The sequence below is a fragment of the Modestobacter lacusdianchii genome, from assembly GCF_054177765.1.
In genome coordinates, this window is sequence record NZ_JBJJTJ010000007.1 from 93,956 (window position 1) to 108,308 (window position 14,353).

The 14,353-nt window shown below is 71.1% G+C and carries 11 protein-coding genes; 4 read left to right on the forward strand and 7 right to left on the reverse strand.

The window, feature by feature from the left end; translation table 11 throughout:
• Positions 1 to 46 precede the first annotated feature (46 nt).
• The 6 genes from ACJTNH_RS07125 to ACJTNH_RS07150 form a co-directional block, all read right to left on the reverse strand.
• Positions 47 to 997, reverse strand: a complete 951-nt coding sequence (locus ACJTNH_RS07125) for an NADP-dependent oxidoreductase (RefSeq protein ID WP_458174029.1) — start codon at positions 995 to 997, stop codon at positions 47 to 49.
• A 66-nt stretch (positions 998 to 1,063) separates the two neighbouring features.
• Positions 1,064 to 1,918, reverse strand: coding sequence for a helix-turn-helix domain-containing protein (locus ACJTNH_RS07130; RefSeq protein WP_458174031.1), 855 nt, complete (start codon positions 1,916 to 1,918; stop codon positions 1,064 to 1,066).
• Positions 1,919 to 2,237: 319 nt separating this feature from the next.
• On the reverse strand, positions 2,238 to 2,555 hold the full coding sequence (locus ACJTNH_RS07135) for a GNAT family N-acetyltransferase (protein WP_458174033.1): 318 nt from the start codon (positions 2,553 to 2,555) through the stop codon (positions 2,238 to 2,240).
• A gap of 98 nt (positions 2,556 to 2,653) precedes the next feature.
• The gene (locus ACJTNH_RS07140; RefSeq protein WP_458174035.1) at positions 2,654 to 3,370 is read right to left on the reverse strand and encodes an alpha/beta fold hydrolase; all 717 of its coding nucleotides are present in this window, start codon (positions 3,368 to 3,370) and stop codon (positions 2,654 to 2,656) included.
• Positions 3,371 to 3,470: 100 nt separating this feature from the next.
• Entirely contained in the window at positions 3,471 to 4,160 is a 690-nt protein-coding gene (locus tag ACJTNH_RS07145) for a DUF4232 domain-containing protein (RefSeq protein WP_458174037.1), read from the reverse strand.
• A 1-nt stretch (position 4,161) separates the two neighbouring features.
• Positions 4,162 to 5,127 carry an alpha/beta hydrolase gene (locus ACJTNH_RS07150; protein WP_458174039.1) on the reverse strand — a complete coding sequence of 322 codons (966 nt, stop codon included), beginning with the start codon at positions 5,125 to 5,127 and terminating at the stop codon, positions 4,162 to 4,164.
• 69 nt (positions 5,128 to 5,196) lie between these two features.
• Here ACJTNH_RS07150 and ACJTNH_RS07155 point away from each other — a divergent pair, with 69 nt between their 5' ends.
• The 3 genes from ACJTNH_RS07155 to ACJTNH_RS07165 all read left to right on the forward strand — a co-directional run bounded on the left by ACJTNH_RS07155 (position 5,197) and on the right by ACJTNH_RS07165 (position 8,221).
• The gene (locus ACJTNH_RS07155; RefSeq protein WP_458174041.1) at positions 5,197 to 7,557 is read left to right on the forward strand and encodes a helix-turn-helix domain-containing protein; all 2,361 of its coding nucleotides are present in this window, start codon (positions 5,197 to 5,199) and stop codon (positions 7,555 to 7,557) included.
• 27 nt (positions 7,558 to 7,584) lie between these two features.
• Positions 7,585 to 7,824 carry a hypothetical protein gene (locus ACJTNH_RS07160; RefSeq protein ID WP_458174043.1) on the forward strand — a complete coding sequence of 80 codons (240 nt, stop codon included), beginning with the start codon at positions 7,585 to 7,587 and terminating at the stop codon, positions 7,822 to 7,824.
• Positions 7,825 to 8,071: 247 nt separating this feature from the next.
• Positions 8,072 to 8,221 carry a Zn-dependent oxidoreductase gene (locus tag ACJTNH_RS07165; RefSeq protein WP_458174045.1) on the forward strand — a complete coding sequence of 50 codons (150 nt, stop codon included), beginning with the start codon at positions 8,072 to 8,074 and terminating at the stop codon, positions 8,219 to 8,221.
• A gap of 335 nt (positions 8,222 to 8,556) precedes the next feature.
• Here ACJTNH_RS07165 and ACJTNH_RS07170 read toward each other — a convergent pair whose 3' ends face one another.
• The gene (locus ACJTNH_RS07170) at positions 8,557 to 12,396 is read right to left on the reverse strand and encodes a hypothetical protein (RefSeq protein WP_458174047.1); all 3,840 of its coding nucleotides are present in this window, start codon (positions 12,394 to 12,396) and stop codon (positions 8,557 to 8,559) included.
• Positions 12,397 to 12,851: 455 nt separating this feature from the next.
• Here ACJTNH_RS07170 and ACJTNH_RS07175 point away from each other — a divergent pair, with 455 nt between their 5' ends.
• Positions 12,852 to 14,021: a hypothetical protein gene (locus ACJTNH_RS07175; RefSeq protein ID WP_458174049.1), complete on the forward strand. Its 1,170-nt coding sequence runs from the start codon at positions 12,852 to 12,854 to the stop codon at positions 14,019 to 14,021.
• Positions 14,022 to 14,353 lie beyond the last annotated feature (332 nt).

A 14,353-nucleotide genomic window follows, 5' to 3' on the forward strand; every position in this document is an offset into this window, starting at 1 on the left:
CAGGACGCCGTCCGGCGACGCCGCGTGCCGGGTCGGGCAGGTGGGTTCAGACGGGCTCGACGACGACCTTTCCCTCGATGCGACCGGCGGCGGCCTCGGCGTGCAGCGCGGGCAGCTCGGCCAGCGGGATGCGGCGGGTGACCTCGACCTGCAGGTCGCCGCTGTCGACCAGGGACACCAGCTCGGTGAGGCGCTCGCGGTTCGGCAGGACGAACACCGTCGCTGCGCTCACGCCGCGGGTCTCGTCCCCGGGGGTGGCCATGAACGCGGTGGTGCTGACCACCTTGCCGCCGACGCGCACCACGGCCACCAGCGCGGCGAACCGGTCGGGGTCGATCGGGGCGAGGTTGAGCAGCACGTCGACCTGCCCCTCGACCGCGCTCAGCACGTCGGTGGTGGTGTGGTCGATGACCTCGTCCGCTCCGGCCGCGCGGACGGCGGCGTCGCTGCGTGGGCTGGCGGTCGCCACGACGTGCACGCCGGCTCGCTTGGCCAGCGCGACGGCGTACTTGCCGACCACGCCGCCGGCGCCGTTGACCAGCACCCGCTGCCCGGCGGTCAGCTCGCCGAGGTCGAACAGCGCCTGCCAGGCCGTCAGCGCCACCGACGGCAACCCGGCCGCGTCGGGCAGCGGGACCTTCGTGGGGGCCGGGACCAGCGCATCCGCCGGAGCGATCACGTACTCGGCCGCTCCGCCGTCCCGCTCCATCGGCAGGAACCCGATCACCGCGTCCCCCACCTGGAGACCGCCCTCGCCGATCGTGCCGCCGACGCCGTCCCCGAGCGCGTCGACCGTGCCCGAGACGTCGTAGCCGGGCACGTGCGGCAGCTGCACCGGGATCGGCAGGAAACCGCCCCGCATGCCGGCGTCGGCGGCGTTGAACGCCGAGGCGGCCACCCGGACCCGCACCTCACCTGCGCCGGGGGTGGGCTGGTCGACGTCCTCGTAGCGCAGCACCTCGGGACCGCCGACCTCGTGGAAACGCACTGCCTTCATGGCTGGACCCGCCTTCGTGATCGTGACTCGTTGAGACGTCACCCACCGTGGCAGCCCTCGGCGCGGTCAGCCTGGGCCGGCTTGGCCCACCTCCACGACCGCCCGGCCGTCGGATGCGCCGACCAGCTCCGCCAGCCGCGCCGCGTCGCGCGACCCCGGCGCCGCGGTCAGCATCACGGCCGCCAGGTCGTCACCGGGGATGGCGATCAGGTTGCCGACGAGGGTGACGGAGTCCCCGTCGGACTGGGTGAAGGTCGCGCTGCTCTCGTAGGCCGCCACCGGTCGCGGTGCCCGCCACAGCGTGTCGAAGCGCCGGCTGCGGGTGCGCATCTGGTCGACCATCTCGGCGAGGGACGCATCGCCGGGGTACCGCAGCAACGCGGCTCGCAGCTGGGCCACCTGGATCGCCTCGTGGTCGGAGGCGTCGGCGTCGGACTGCTGGAAGGCACCGAACGGGCTGCAGAAGATCCGCCAGGCCACGTTCCAGTCCCAGCGCTCGCCGGTGAGGTCCCAGTGCTCCAGGGCCAGGAAGCCGCTGTTGACCGCGACGACGTTCATCGCCGCGTCGGTGACGATCATCGGGGTGTCGGAGAACCGCTCCAGCAGCCGCCTCGCGCCCGGCCCCAGGTCGGTCGGCACCTGCCCGTCCGCCGCCGCGTACCCGGCCAGCGCACTGAGCCGCTCGTAGTCCGCCCGCCCGGCGCGCAGAGCCCGGGCGAGGGCCTTCACCACGCCGGCCGAGGGGTGGCTCCGGCCCTGCTCCAGCCGGCGGACGTAGTCCGCGGACATCCCGGCGAGCTCGCCGAGCTCTTCCCGTCGCAGGCCGGTCACCCGCCGCCCGCCCACGGGCAGCCCGAGGGCCGCGGGGTCCGTGCTCTCCCGCAGGTGACGCACTGCTGCGCCGAAGGCCTGACGCTCCACGGCGCGAGTCTGCCTGGACCGACGGTGCCCGTCACCGACCACCAGCGCCCCGACCCCCCGTCGGTGTGGTCGGATCGATCAGTTCTCCGCGCCGAGCCGGTCTGTACGGCGGACACCGACCCACGGGAGACGACGCCATGTAACGACTGAGCTCCGGCATGAACGTGAGCCTGGACAGCTGCACCGCCGCGACCGGCGACGACCTCGGCTGGGGCGTGCCGAGCGACGAGCTGTTCCAGTGGTGGTCCGACGGGCCACCGCGCCGGTCGCGCCACGGTGCTCGCCGTGGAGATCAGCCGGGGAGACCAGCGTCGCGCGGTCATCTCCTCGGCCGTGCCGATCGGGCGGTCACCAGGTCCGCGTACTCGGGATGCCGGTGGATGTGGCCGGCGAGGAACGGGCACACCGGCACGACCCGCCGACCGCTGGTCCGCACCTGTTCGAGCACGCTGCTGGCGAGCTGCCCGGCCAGCCCCCGGCCCCGATGGCTCGCCTGCACCTCGGTGTACGTGACGATCACCAACCGGCCGACGGCCCGGTAGAAGGCCCTGCCCCGCGCCTCGCCGTCGACGAGGAGGACGAACGTCGAGCGCATCCGGTCATCGGTCACCTGGACGCTGTCCTGCGGGACGTCCACGGCGGAGGTCCTCTCGGGTCGAGACGGTGGTCGTGGTGCGCGGCGGTGGCCGGGGCGCCGCCGGCCTGCACGGCGCCCCGGCCCCCGACCACGTCGGTCTAGGCGGTGGTGGCCCGCACGGCGTCCTGGACCAGTGCGGCGACGACCTCCGGCCGGGCGAGCATGACCAGGTGCGACGAGTCGACCTCCGACACGGTCATGCCGGCGCGGGAGTAGCCGAAGCGCTCGACCTCGGGGTTGATGGTGTGGTCGGCAGCGGCGACCAGCCCCCAGGCCGGCTTGGTCCGCCACGCCGCCGCCGACGCCGGTTCGCCGAACGCCGCCCCGGCGAGCGGCCGCTGCGACACCGCGAGCACCCGGGCCAGGCCAGGGTCGACGCCGGCGGCGAAGACGGCGGGGAACGCCTCGACGTCGACGTACACGTCGGTGCCGTCGTCCTGTCCCGGCTGCGGGAAGGGCCGGTAGACCAGCGCCTTCGCGAGGTCGGAGTCCGGGAAGCGGCCCTGCAGCTCGCCGAGGCTCTCGCCCTCCTCCAGCGCGTAGCCGGCCAGGTAGACCAGGCCGACGACGTTGTCCTCGACACCGGCCACGGTGATCACTGCGCCACCGTAGGAGTGCCCGACCAGGAGCACCGGACCGTCGATCTGCCGGACGATCGAGGCGAGGTAGGCCGCGTCGCCGGACAGGCTGCGGTTGGGGACGGCGGGCACGACGACGCGCAGACCGGCGTCCAGCAGCAGCGGGACGACGGTGGCGAAGCTGGCGGCGTCGGCGAAGGCGCCGTGCACGAGCACGACGGTGGGAGTGGTGGACACGGAGGCTCCTCGGGTGGGTGGGGCGGGGGAAGGTGGAGCGGTGCCCGGGGCGGTGGCGGACCCGCCCCGGGATGGTCGTCAGGACGTCGGGCTCGACGGGTCAGCCGGCGACGTAGGCCGTCTGCCGGATCGTCCCGGCCTCGCACACCGGGCCGGCCGTCCAGTCGACCCGCAGGGAGTCGGTCTCGCCCGGCGGGATGACCTGCAGCGCCGCGGCGGTGGGCTGGCAGTCGCCGCTCTGGGCGTCCCCGGCCCCGGGGACCGCGCTCCAGGACAGCTGGGCGCTGACCGTGCCGCCCGGGCCCAGCGTGACCGGGCCGCCGGCAGGCCCGGACCGCACCTGCTCGGTCGGCAGCGCGCGGCCCTGGGCGTCGACGAGCCCCAGGCCGCCGAAGCCCTCGATGGTGCACGTCCGGCCGCCGGTGTCGGTGAGGACCAGGGTGGCGTGCCGCTGCCCGGCGCCCGCGTCTCCGGGCACCAGCCGGCCGGTGAGCTCACTGGTGTGGCAGCGGTCGACGCCACCGCCGGACGCGGAGGTGCTGGGCGAGCCGGCCGGACGGGTCCCGGTGGAGCCGGCCTGACCTGCGGAGGACGCGGACCCCGGATCGGAGGCGCTCGGTGCGGCGCCGACGGAGGACGACGGCGAGCTGGCACCGGCTGCGCCGGGAGCGTCCTCGGCGCCGCCGGACGAGCAGCCGGCGAGCGCGACGACCGCGGCCGCGACCCCCACGGCTCGGGCGAGGGTGGCGGAGGACAGCGCGCGCCCCGTCATGACGACGGGCTCGCCCATCTCAGGCCACCCCGTCCTGCAGGGCAGCGCGGAGGAAGTCCGCACCGTGCTTCGTGGCGGCGATGGCGCCGTGCGTGTGGCGCATCGAGTTGACCATCACGAAGTCGTGGACCACACCGCCGTAGCGGACCGCGGTCACCGGCACGCCGGCCGCGCGCAGGTGCGCGGCGTAGGCCTCGCCCTCGTCGCGGAGCACGTCGGCCTCGGCGACCACGACCATCGCCTGCGGGAGCCCGCGGAGCTGCTCGGTGGAGGCTCGCAGGGGCGACGCGGTGATCTCCGCGCGCTGGGCCGGGTCGGTCGTGTACTGGTCCCAGAACCACTGCATGGCGTCCCGGCGCAACCAGTAGCCCTCGGCGAACTGGTGGTAGGAGCCGGTGTCGAAGGCGGCGTCGGTGACCGGGTAGTAGAGCAGCTGCGCGGCCAGCCGGGGCCCACCGCGCTGCTTGGCCATCAGCGTGACCGCAGCGCTCATGTTGCCCCCGACCGAGTCACCGGCCACGGCGATCCGGCCGGGGTCCAGCTCGTGCTCGGCGCCGTGCTCGCCGATCCACTGCAGGGCCGTGTAGACCTCCTCGATCTGGACCGGGTACCGCGCCTCGGGCGCCAGGCTGTACTCGGTGAAGACGGTGGCCACGTCGGCCTGCACGGTGAGCTCGCGGACCAGCCGGTCATGGGTGTGCGAGTTGCCGAACACCCAGCCGGCGCCGTGGGTGTAGAGGAGGACGGGGAGCACGCCGATGCTCCCGGCGGGCCGGTAGACCCGGATCGACACCTGCCCGGTGGGGCCGCCGGGGATGGTGAGGTCGGTGATCTCGACGGCGGGGGCGGGAACGTCACCGTCCTGGACGGAGTCCACCGTCGCGCGCCCCTCCTCCACCGGCACCTGGAACAGGAACGGGGGTCGTGCGGTCGCCTCGGTGAACTCCCGGGCGGCGGTCTCGAGGACGGGGACGACGTCGGTCATCGGAGCTCCTGTGCTGGTCGGGGGCGGGGGTGGTGTCTCCGGGGAGGTCCGGCGGGCTACCGTTCGCCCGTGTCCAGCCGACCACCGGACCAGCGGCCGGACCAGGCAGGACCACAGGCCATCCCGGTGCTGCCTGTCGTCCGCCCGGCGGCCGGGAACGTCATCGGTCCGCTGCTGCGCGGGCACCGGCGAGCGGCCGGGTGGTCCATCGAGGCCCTGGCCGCCGCCTCGGGAGTCAGCGTGCGCACGATCGGGGACCTGGAACGAGGCCGGGCCCGAGCACCGCACGAGGCCACCGTGACCGCACTGGCCGACGGCCTGCGGTTGGCCGGGGACGACCGCGATGCTCTCCTGGCCGCCGCGCGCGCCGCCCGCCTGCCCCCCACCCCCGACGTGCCGGGCGCCTGCGACCTGCCGGCGGACGTGCCCGACTTCGTCGGCCGCGCTGCCGAACTGGCTCGGTTGACGGAGCTGGCGGACCCGGCGAAGCGCCAGCGTCTCGTGGTCGTCTCCGGTCCGGGTGGGGTGGGCAAGTCGACCGTGACGGTCCATGCCGCCCACGAGCTCGCGAGGGCCTACCGAGGCGGGGTGCGGCACGTCGACCTGCACGGGACGGACCACGCCGCCCTCGAGCCCCACCACGTGCTGGGCCGGCTCCTGGCCAGTCTCGGGGTGCGGGAGATCCCTGTCGGACTCGACGACCGGTCCCTGCTCTACCGCCGGCTGCTCGCCGACCACCCGGTCCTCGTCGTCCTGGACAACGCGCGTGCCGAGGCCCAGGTACGTCCCCTCCTGACCGGCCCGGGCGAGAGCACCGTGCTGATCACCTCACGCCGCGTGCTGACCGGGCTGGAACACGCCACGCGCATACCGCTCGAGCCGATGGCGTTGCCCGACGCGGTGTCGATGCTCGTCACGGCCGGCGCTCCGGCCGACTCCGAGAGCCTGCTGGAGGACGTCGCACGGTTGTGCGGCCGGCATCCGCTCGCCCTGCGCATCGTCGCCAACCGGCTGCTCACCCGGCCCTCGTGGAGCCTCGCGGACATGGTGCGGCGGCTGACCGACGAGGACCGCCGGATGGCGACGCTGGTCGCCGGCGACCTCCGGGTCGAGGCGGCGCTCGCACTGTCCTACCGGCAGCTCGACGAGCACGGCAGGGCGGTGCTCCGGCGGCTCTCGCTGTGCCGGCTGGGCGGCGCCGGACCCGACATCGCCGCCGTGCTCACCGACAGCTCCGTCCCCGAGGCGGAGGACGCGCTCGACGAGCTGGTCGAGCTCAGCTTCCTCACCTCCCGACCGGGCGGACGCGTCGCCTTCCACGACCTGGTGGCCGACTTCGCGGCCCACCGACTGAAGGCCGAGGAGGACGCCCCGGCCCGGGCCGACACCGCGGCGCGGCTCGACCGGTGGCTGCTGGCTTCCGCGTGCCGAGCGGGACAGACGTTGCACCCGCAGCCGGAGGTCGCCCCGGCACCGCCTCACCGGGACTTCGCCGACGTCCACGAGGCCGCACGGTGGCTCACCGTCGAGCTCGCCAACTGGATGAAGGCCTTCCGGGCGGCGGTCGAGGCCGGTGAGGACCGGCTGGTCACCGACGTCGCGCGCTGCCTGCGCTGGTTCGCCAGCCGCGGGAACCTGTGGTGGCCGGAGTGGCCCGAGCTCCTGCGAGCGGCGGTGGCGGCCGCGGACCGGCTGGACGACGTGGCCCTCCGCGCGGTCTTCCGCGGCGAGCTCGCCAGCGCGCTGAACGCGCATGGTCTCCACGCCGAGGTCAGCACCCTCGTCGATGAGGCCATGCGGCTGGCCGCCGGCAGTGGCGACCCCGGACTCGAGGCCGAGGTGCTGATCCAGGTCTCGGACGCCGTGCACGGTGAGGACTCCGTCGACCTGGGTCGCCGAGCCCTCCAGCTCCTCGACGGCTCCGGGGAGGAGGAGCTCCTCCTGGTGGCCCGACTGGCCACCGCGACGGCGGTGATGGAGACCGGCAGGCTCGAGGAGGCCACGGCCGAGATCGGCCGCCTGGTCGCTGCCCTGGACGTGGCCACCGACGCGGTGCCCCACGACGTGCAGCTGGTGCTGCGGCTGCTCGCCTGCCGCATCGGTGCGTCGATCAACCGGTCGTCGGGCCACCTGGCCGCCGCTGCGGCCGGCTACACCGCTGCGCTGAGGGTCGCTGAGGAGCTGCAGGTCCCCTTCGGGGTGGCACGGGCCCACCAGGCCCTCGGCGAGGTGGCCCTGGAGCAGGGAGACCACGACCTCGCCCGCGACCACCTCGGGCGGGCCCAGCAGCACTTCGAGGCGATCGGCGACCTGGACGGTGCCGCGCGGATGAGGGACGCCGTCGCCGGACTGAGCCACCAGCCAGCTCCATCGGATGGTGAGAGGTGCCGGATCCAGCGCAACGGCACCAGGGACTGGCGGACCTGCTGACCACGCCACCTGACACGAGGAGTCGCCGTGCACGCTCGCCACTGGGCGGAACTGAGCAGCCGTCAGCAGACCGCAGTGCTCGTCGCCGTCTCGGTGCAGCTCTCGCTCGCCGCCACCGCCTACGCCGATCTGGTCACCCGCCCGGCCGCGCAGGTCAACGGCTCCAAGGGACGGTGGGCCCTGGTCATCGCGATCACCGGCATCGGGCCGCTGGTGTGGTTCCGGTGGGGCCGCCGAGCTGAGGGCCGGCGAGGTGAGGTGAGGTGATCCAGCCGGTACCCACCGTCGCGCGGCACCCGCCACGAGCGGGAGCGGCTCTCGCACCCGGGCGACGAGCCGAGCTCTCTGGCCCGTCGACGGGCGCCCACCAACCGGAGCCGGCCCGATCCACACCATCGGCTCTCGGTCGCCCCGGCCGGTGAGCGGTGAGTTGGAGCCGCTTCTCCCGCCGGGGGATCTCGTCCAGATCCAACGCCGCCGCGAGGTCGCGCGTCGCTGCCCTAGCCTCCCCACCATGCGATCAGTGCAGATCACCCGTTTCGGCGGCCCCGAGGTCCTCGACGTCGTCGACCTGCCCGACCCGGTCCCCGCGGACGGCGAGCAGCTCTTCGACATCAGCTCCGCCGGGGTCAATTTTGCGGACACCCACCACTGGCTGTCGTGACACGTACATCAGCTTGAGCAGTACGCCGGTCAACTGGCTGAGCAGAGTCCGTGACCTCGACCGATTGCGACACCGGGCCGGCGCGCTCAGGGCGCGGCGAACTCCTGCTCGTGCCGTGCAACCACCTGGTTCACCCGCTCGAGCAGCGCGACCAGTGCTGAAACCTTCTCGCCGTCCCAGCCGGGGAGGTTGGCCTCCCAGCGCACCCGTCGCGCTGCCCGTAAGGCGCCCAGCCGGCGACGAACTCCCGCCGACAGCGAGCGGACCTGAACACGACCGTTGTCCTGGTCAGGTGCCCACTCCGCGTTCGCGGAGCGTCGCCGCCTTAAGATCGATCACCGGTCGAGTCCGCGGCGACGGCGCTCCGCGGTCTCGTCATTGCTGGTCGCCTCCCGTTCGTAGTCCTCGGCGAGCCGGCGCAGCAACCTCCGGCTCCGGGGCCACGGTCCCGCGATTGCCGCCTGCTCGCGGAACGTGGCAGCCAGGCTTCGCTCTTGGTCGCCGCCCTCGAGCATCCCTCGGCTGGTGACCCCACGACGGTCATAGGTACCCAGACTGAAGCCGTCGTCGAGCTCGTTACTGGCGACACGTTCCAGGAGATCTCGCACGGCGCGCGGCGGGGCAAGTCCCTCGGCGTCAGGTGCTGCGTACGCGAGGATCTTGCCGATCTCGTGGTCGCCGCCGATGCGACGATCGCGCTCCGCCATCATCCGCCGCGCGTCGTCCACCCACGCGTTCAGCCGTTCGGCGTCGATGACCCCTTCGGCCCCTGCCCCGGGGACGCGTCGCCAGGCGTGCAGGACCTCGAATGCCCTCATCCTCAACGCGAACCGCGTGGCGCGAGCGGCTTCGAGTGGCAAGACTTCTTCGTCATCGGAGCCTGCGTCGCTATCCGCTGTCGCGTTCGGAACGGCTTCTGCGTCGGGTCGAAGAACCAGTTGCGCGAGCTCAACAAAGAATGCTGGCTCGTCGGCGAGAGCTTCGAACAGCATGGGGGCGTCCGCCTCGAACCCAAGGGCGGGGAACAGTTGCCACTCGATGTTGACCAGTCGTTGCCGGTCGAGCTCGTGCCTGTGCCGATGGAGGAGCGACACGACTGTCTCGAAGCCGTGTACGGACACCGCGTGTAGCTCAGGGTCGGCGTCATCCCGGCGTAGCAGAGCCTCGCAGGCGTCAGCCGCCAATTCGGCGACCTCAAGGGTGTCGACGCGCCCCGAGTAGAGGCTGATCAGCCCCAACGCTGCGGCGGCGCGGCCCACGCTCAACAGGCCCCGGACGGCGTCTGCGATCTGTTGAAAGTCGCCGCCCAGCCCATAGATGCCGAACTGCTGCCAATAGTGCCGCGTAACGTCTTCGCCCAGCGCAGCAAGGCGCACCCAGGCGGCGCCAGGGTCGCCCGCCGCGCGCAACACCGCCGCCTTCGCGACCGCGCTGGGGGCAGCAGCCACAAGGTCTTCGACGGCCTGTGCGTTAAGGCGCAGACGCTCCGCAAAGTACGCATACCCAACCTCCGAGCGTGGCCGCTCGTCGTCGATCCACCGGAGCATGTCCCCATCGGCGTCGACGCCGTCGGCACGAGCGAGGCCAGCGCCGACCAGGTAGGCACTCGGCGTTGCCTCGGCCAGCGCGCTCACGCCGTCAAGGCCTCGGCCGGCGACGATCTCCACCATGGCCGCGGCGCGCATGTCCCGAACTCGACGGTCGTAGTCCTGGAGGTCATCGCGTCGCGACGGGCCCCCGATGTCGACCCAGTCCTTCGCGAACAGCCACAGGTGGCGGTTTACGACGTCGCGCGGGGCGAGTGCGGCCGCCGCAGTCTCGATGGGCTCGATTTCCTCCGCCGGGAGCGCCCAATCTGCATCTGAGTACTCGCGATGGTGGGCGGCAACGGACCGGAGGGCCTCCGACAAGGCGGCGCGGTCGGCGTCCTCGACAAGAGACCGCCCGAGTTGACTGAGGCTGTCGCACAGCGCGCGGCGGTGCTCGGGTGCCAGGTGGTCGATCTTGGCGATGGCTGCAAGGAGCGCTTGCTGGTCCTCGCCCACGCTCTCCAGGAGTAACGCGCCCGCTGTGCGAGCGTTGCGGTCGACGTCGGCATGGGTGAGGACCGGCTCACGTTTCCAGTCACGGTACCGAGGTCCATCATGGCCGAACTGGACGTCGCGACCGTCGGGGATCAACGTCGCTAACAGCGTCCGCGCGACGTTTGGGTGGGTCCGGAGCAGCTGGCGCAGTGTTGCCTCGCGTTGTTGCTCATCTGCGGCGGTCATCGGATGCCAGCAGCTGAAGATGTCCGCCAGGCTGCGGGCCGGTCGGTTCGAGTACCGCCCACCTGGGTCAACGGCGGCAAGGGTCGCGAGGATGTCGACCGCCTCTTCGAAGTATGTGGGCGACCAAGCCAGGATTTCGAGAGCCCACAGGAACTCCGAGTGCCGCGCCGACGGCCCACTAATGCTCAGCGGGTCCTCGTCGCGACTGTCGGTGAACATGCTTGCGTGCAGCATGTCTGCGCCGCGCAGCCCGGCACGCATTGCATCGAGGAACTCCTCGGGTGCGGCCTCGGCGAGCTCGGTAAGGACGTGACAAAGGCCAGTCCAAACGGCGTAGGTGGGGTCTGCGTTGGCCGCTGTCAAAACTCTGCGAACGGTCCGTCGAGCGACGTCCACACCTGCGGTCGTGCCGGACGCAGTAGAGGGCGCGGCGGAACCGAGGAGCGCCAGGGAACGAGCGACTCCGTGCTGGACGGCTGTGGAGAATGGACGACGCTGGCCAGCCATCTGCGCCCGCAATACGTCGGGGCCGCGCAGCCCGAAGAGCGGGTCCGGCGCGGTCAAGACGTCGATGGCCGCCTTTTCCAGCGCTGCGAGGTCGTCGCCGGTTACATCGGGTTGCAGGAGCAGCGACGCATCGGACGGGGAGACGACGTACCAGCTCTCGTCGAGGCGCCCCAGGAGCGGAATGTCTGTGTTCCGAGCGAGAGCGAGCGCTGCGTCCTGCACCTCAATCCATCGACGTTCCGTTACACGCTCGATCAGCGCGCGGTCGTCCTCATTGGAGCCGTCCCAGCTCCCGAGTAAGGCCAGACGACGCACGACGACGTCTGCGGCGTCCGCCCAGACCGGTCGCAAGGTGGAAGGGTGAACCGCGAGGTGGCGGCGGAGGGCGGACAAGCTGCGACGCGCCAGCGCGCCCAGCTCATGGGCGCGTTCGGGCGACTCGCCACCGGCCTTGAGCAGACCGGCGACGGCCTGCGCGTCGACACGGTCGAGCGTGATGTTGGCATCGCCTCCCGGCGGCGCCAAGGCGATGATCTGGTGCGGATTACTTGCCGGTGCAGAAGCAGCGAGCCGGGCGTCGACCACTACGAGCACGAGCGGCTGAGGCAGCGCGGTCAGCCTTGCAAGGGCGGCCGCGTCGTCGACGAACAACGTCCTCGCCTTCAGCGACGCCCGAGTCGGCTCGTCGGCGCTGTCGATGGTGGCAGCGACGACCGCCCTGAACTCGTCGGCACCCATGTCCCCGCCGAGGGTCACAGGGGACGCCCCCCGGGCCAGTACAGCCAGCAGGTCCGTCGCAGCCCTCTCTCTGCCGGCAAGCACGGCGTCGCGATCTAGTGAAACTCGCGTCGAGAGGAGCCACGTGCGCTCGAACCAGTCGTCAGCGAGACGGGCGCCGGGGACAGCTTTCCCAAGCCGCTCAGCGAGCCACACAGCCGTTGCTGGCGCCCGGTCCAGCCAGCTGCGCACCCCGTCGAGGTTCAGCGCGCGAACCTCGCGCCAGCGACCATCAGCAGTTCGCTCCGAGGCCCAGGCGGCCGCCTTCTTCCACGGCGCCAGAATCAGCTGCACGTAGGTCACCTCGGCAGTTGGCAGGTCGCGCGGGGCCGACAATCGCTTCGGGTAGTCGATGGTGACCTTCTTGCCGCTGCCCTGGGTAACGGACAGCTCCCATACCGATGTGCCAGCCGGGAGCTCCACGGTGCTCCCCGAGGTCGTGACCACCCCGTCGAAGCCACCCATTGCCACACCGCCCTCGCCTGGCATGTCGAGCTCGGTGAGGCCGTCGGCGGTCTCCGCGATCAGCCGACGCACCAGCTGTGGCAGTACTCCGGCGAAGCCGTCAGATCCCGCAGCCTGCCCCAAGTCGTCGCGGGTGATGGGTGGCCAGTGCGTCATAAGCCCGACGGTAGTTTCTGGGTTGCAAGATTCGCCCTCATTGCCACGCCGCTTAGAGTCAACGGGAACCCTGGGCAGTCCTCGTCGCCTTCATCAGGCTCAGCGCCAGCGATCAGCCCGGCGATGCTCGCCGCCCTCGCAGAAGACGTGGACGAGTCGTCAGCTCGGCGACACATGGGCGCTGCACCCGACTCCTCCCCCTAGCCTGACAGTCCTACGATCAGTGCAGATCACCCGCTTCGGTGGCCCCGAGGTCCTCGACGTCGTCGACCTGCCGACCCCGTCCCCGGGACGGCGACTAGCTGTTCGAGACACGCTCCGCTGGGGTCAACTTTGCGGATGCACACCAGCATTAGGCGCCTGCAGTCGTCCTGGCCGCCCAGCCGACACTAGAAGGCTCGACCGCAGGGGCGGGTGAGCAAAGCTGACCGGCTCGCGCCTGGAAGACTGCAGGCGTGGTCACCCAGAAGCCATTGCGGGCTGGCGCCTGGCAACGCGACCGAGCCATCGCCTGGCACGACTGGACGCTGAGCGCTCAATCATCTCGTCGGCAGCGGCTCGACGAACTAGTCGCCGCAGTCGAGGACGTCGGTGTTCGTTTCGGGGATAACAGCGAGAGCGCGTCCGCAATCATCGGCGAACTTCTTCCCACCCTAGGTCATTGCGACGAGCTTCCGTTCGATCGCCCTGAGCAAGCCGTCGCATATGCAATGTGGCATCTTCCGGATCGCTACGCCCGCGTCGTGAGGGCCTTGGACACCCTCTTCCTTCACGGACACTTGCCACTCCGTAAGACCCGCATGTCGGTCCTAGAAGTCGGCGCCGGTCCAGCACCAGCAATCTACGCGACCAGCGACTATTACTCTGACCTCGCCCAATGGTGCGAGAGTACGGATCAGCCATATCGCCCCTTACCGCCGGACCGCGCTAGCACGCTGGACCGCGGATCCGCGTCGGGTCCGTACCTTCACGCCCTGCCCGAAGCCCTTCTTGCCCGAGTTGACACCTTCCGCTCACTACCCTTCGGCACGACCTACGAAGATCTGGATGGATTTTCTGTCCATCAGGAACACAGAGACGGCATTGAGCATGCCGTGCGGCAGGGGCGCGCCGAGGCCGACTTCTACGACGAGGGGCTCAGCGACCAAACAACTCGGGAGTGGGCCATGCGGGACAGTTCATACCCTCCTGGCGCCTACGATCTAATCGTCATGTGCAACTTTCTCACGACCATGCAGATTACCGAGGCGTTCGCATCAGAGATTCATACTCTCGCGCGGTCTCTGACTCCCGGCGGTGTCCTACTCGTACTCGGCAGCGCCAACCGACGCTACGACCCACTATGGGCCCACCTAGAGGCGGTTGTGAACGACGGCGCACGGGCGCCTATAAACGTCCTGCAGACCACTCTAGATGGCCACTCCGATCCAAGCATTCACAACACCATTGCGACTGACATCATCAAGGGCCTTTCACACCTGCAACGGCTCGCTCCCGAAACTTTCGCGGGGATCGCCGATAACCTTCCCTCTGACACGCGAAGCCTCGAATCACAAGCGGTCCGATTTCCATCGTTCCGAATCTGCGCCTTCAAGGACGAGCGCCGGCGCGGACGTGTCAAGTAAGCCAGAGTCTACTGGCGTCGCGCGCACTGGACGACAACGCCGAGGTCCCCAGCCCCCCTCCCCACACACAACCGACCCTGCCGCTGTGCCTAGTCCGGCCACGATGGCCAGCGTCAGTCGCGTCGACACCGTTAGGCGCTACGCCCGAAGACCACCACGGCGTCAGCGTCCGTCCCATCACGAGTCAGAAGCTCGACCCAGTCATCCTGCTTGGTGTGCATGGGATGCGCGAACGATGGAAGCGTCCGGGTAAGAGATCGGAGGTCAACAGACGTCCGGTCTGGGCCGTAGTGAACCCAAGCGCTGGCATCAGCTAAGCGCCCGGTGATCTG

Coding starts and splice junctions, on each gene's coding strand:
- ACJTNH_RS07145 (WP_458174037.1), bottom strand. CDS start 4,160: ATGGGCGAGCCCGTCGTCATGACGGGGCGCGCGCTGTCCTCCGCCACC.
- ACJTNH_RS07170 (WP_458174047.1), bottom strand. CDS start 12,396: ATGACGCACTGGCCACCCATCACCCGCGACGACTTGGGGCAGGCTGCG.
- ACJTNH_RS07165 (WP_458174045.1), top strand. CDS start 8,072: ATGCGATCAGTGCAGATCACCCGTTTCGGCGGCCCCGAGGTCCTCGAC.
- ACJTNH_RS07125 (WP_458174029.1), bottom strand. CDS start 997: ATGAAGGCAGTGCGTTTCCACGAGGTCGGCGGTCCCGAGGTGCTGCGC.
- ACJTNH_RS07150 (WP_458174039.1), bottom strand. CDS start 5,127: ATGACCGACGTCGTCCCCGTCCTCGAGACCGCCGCCCGGGAGTTCACC.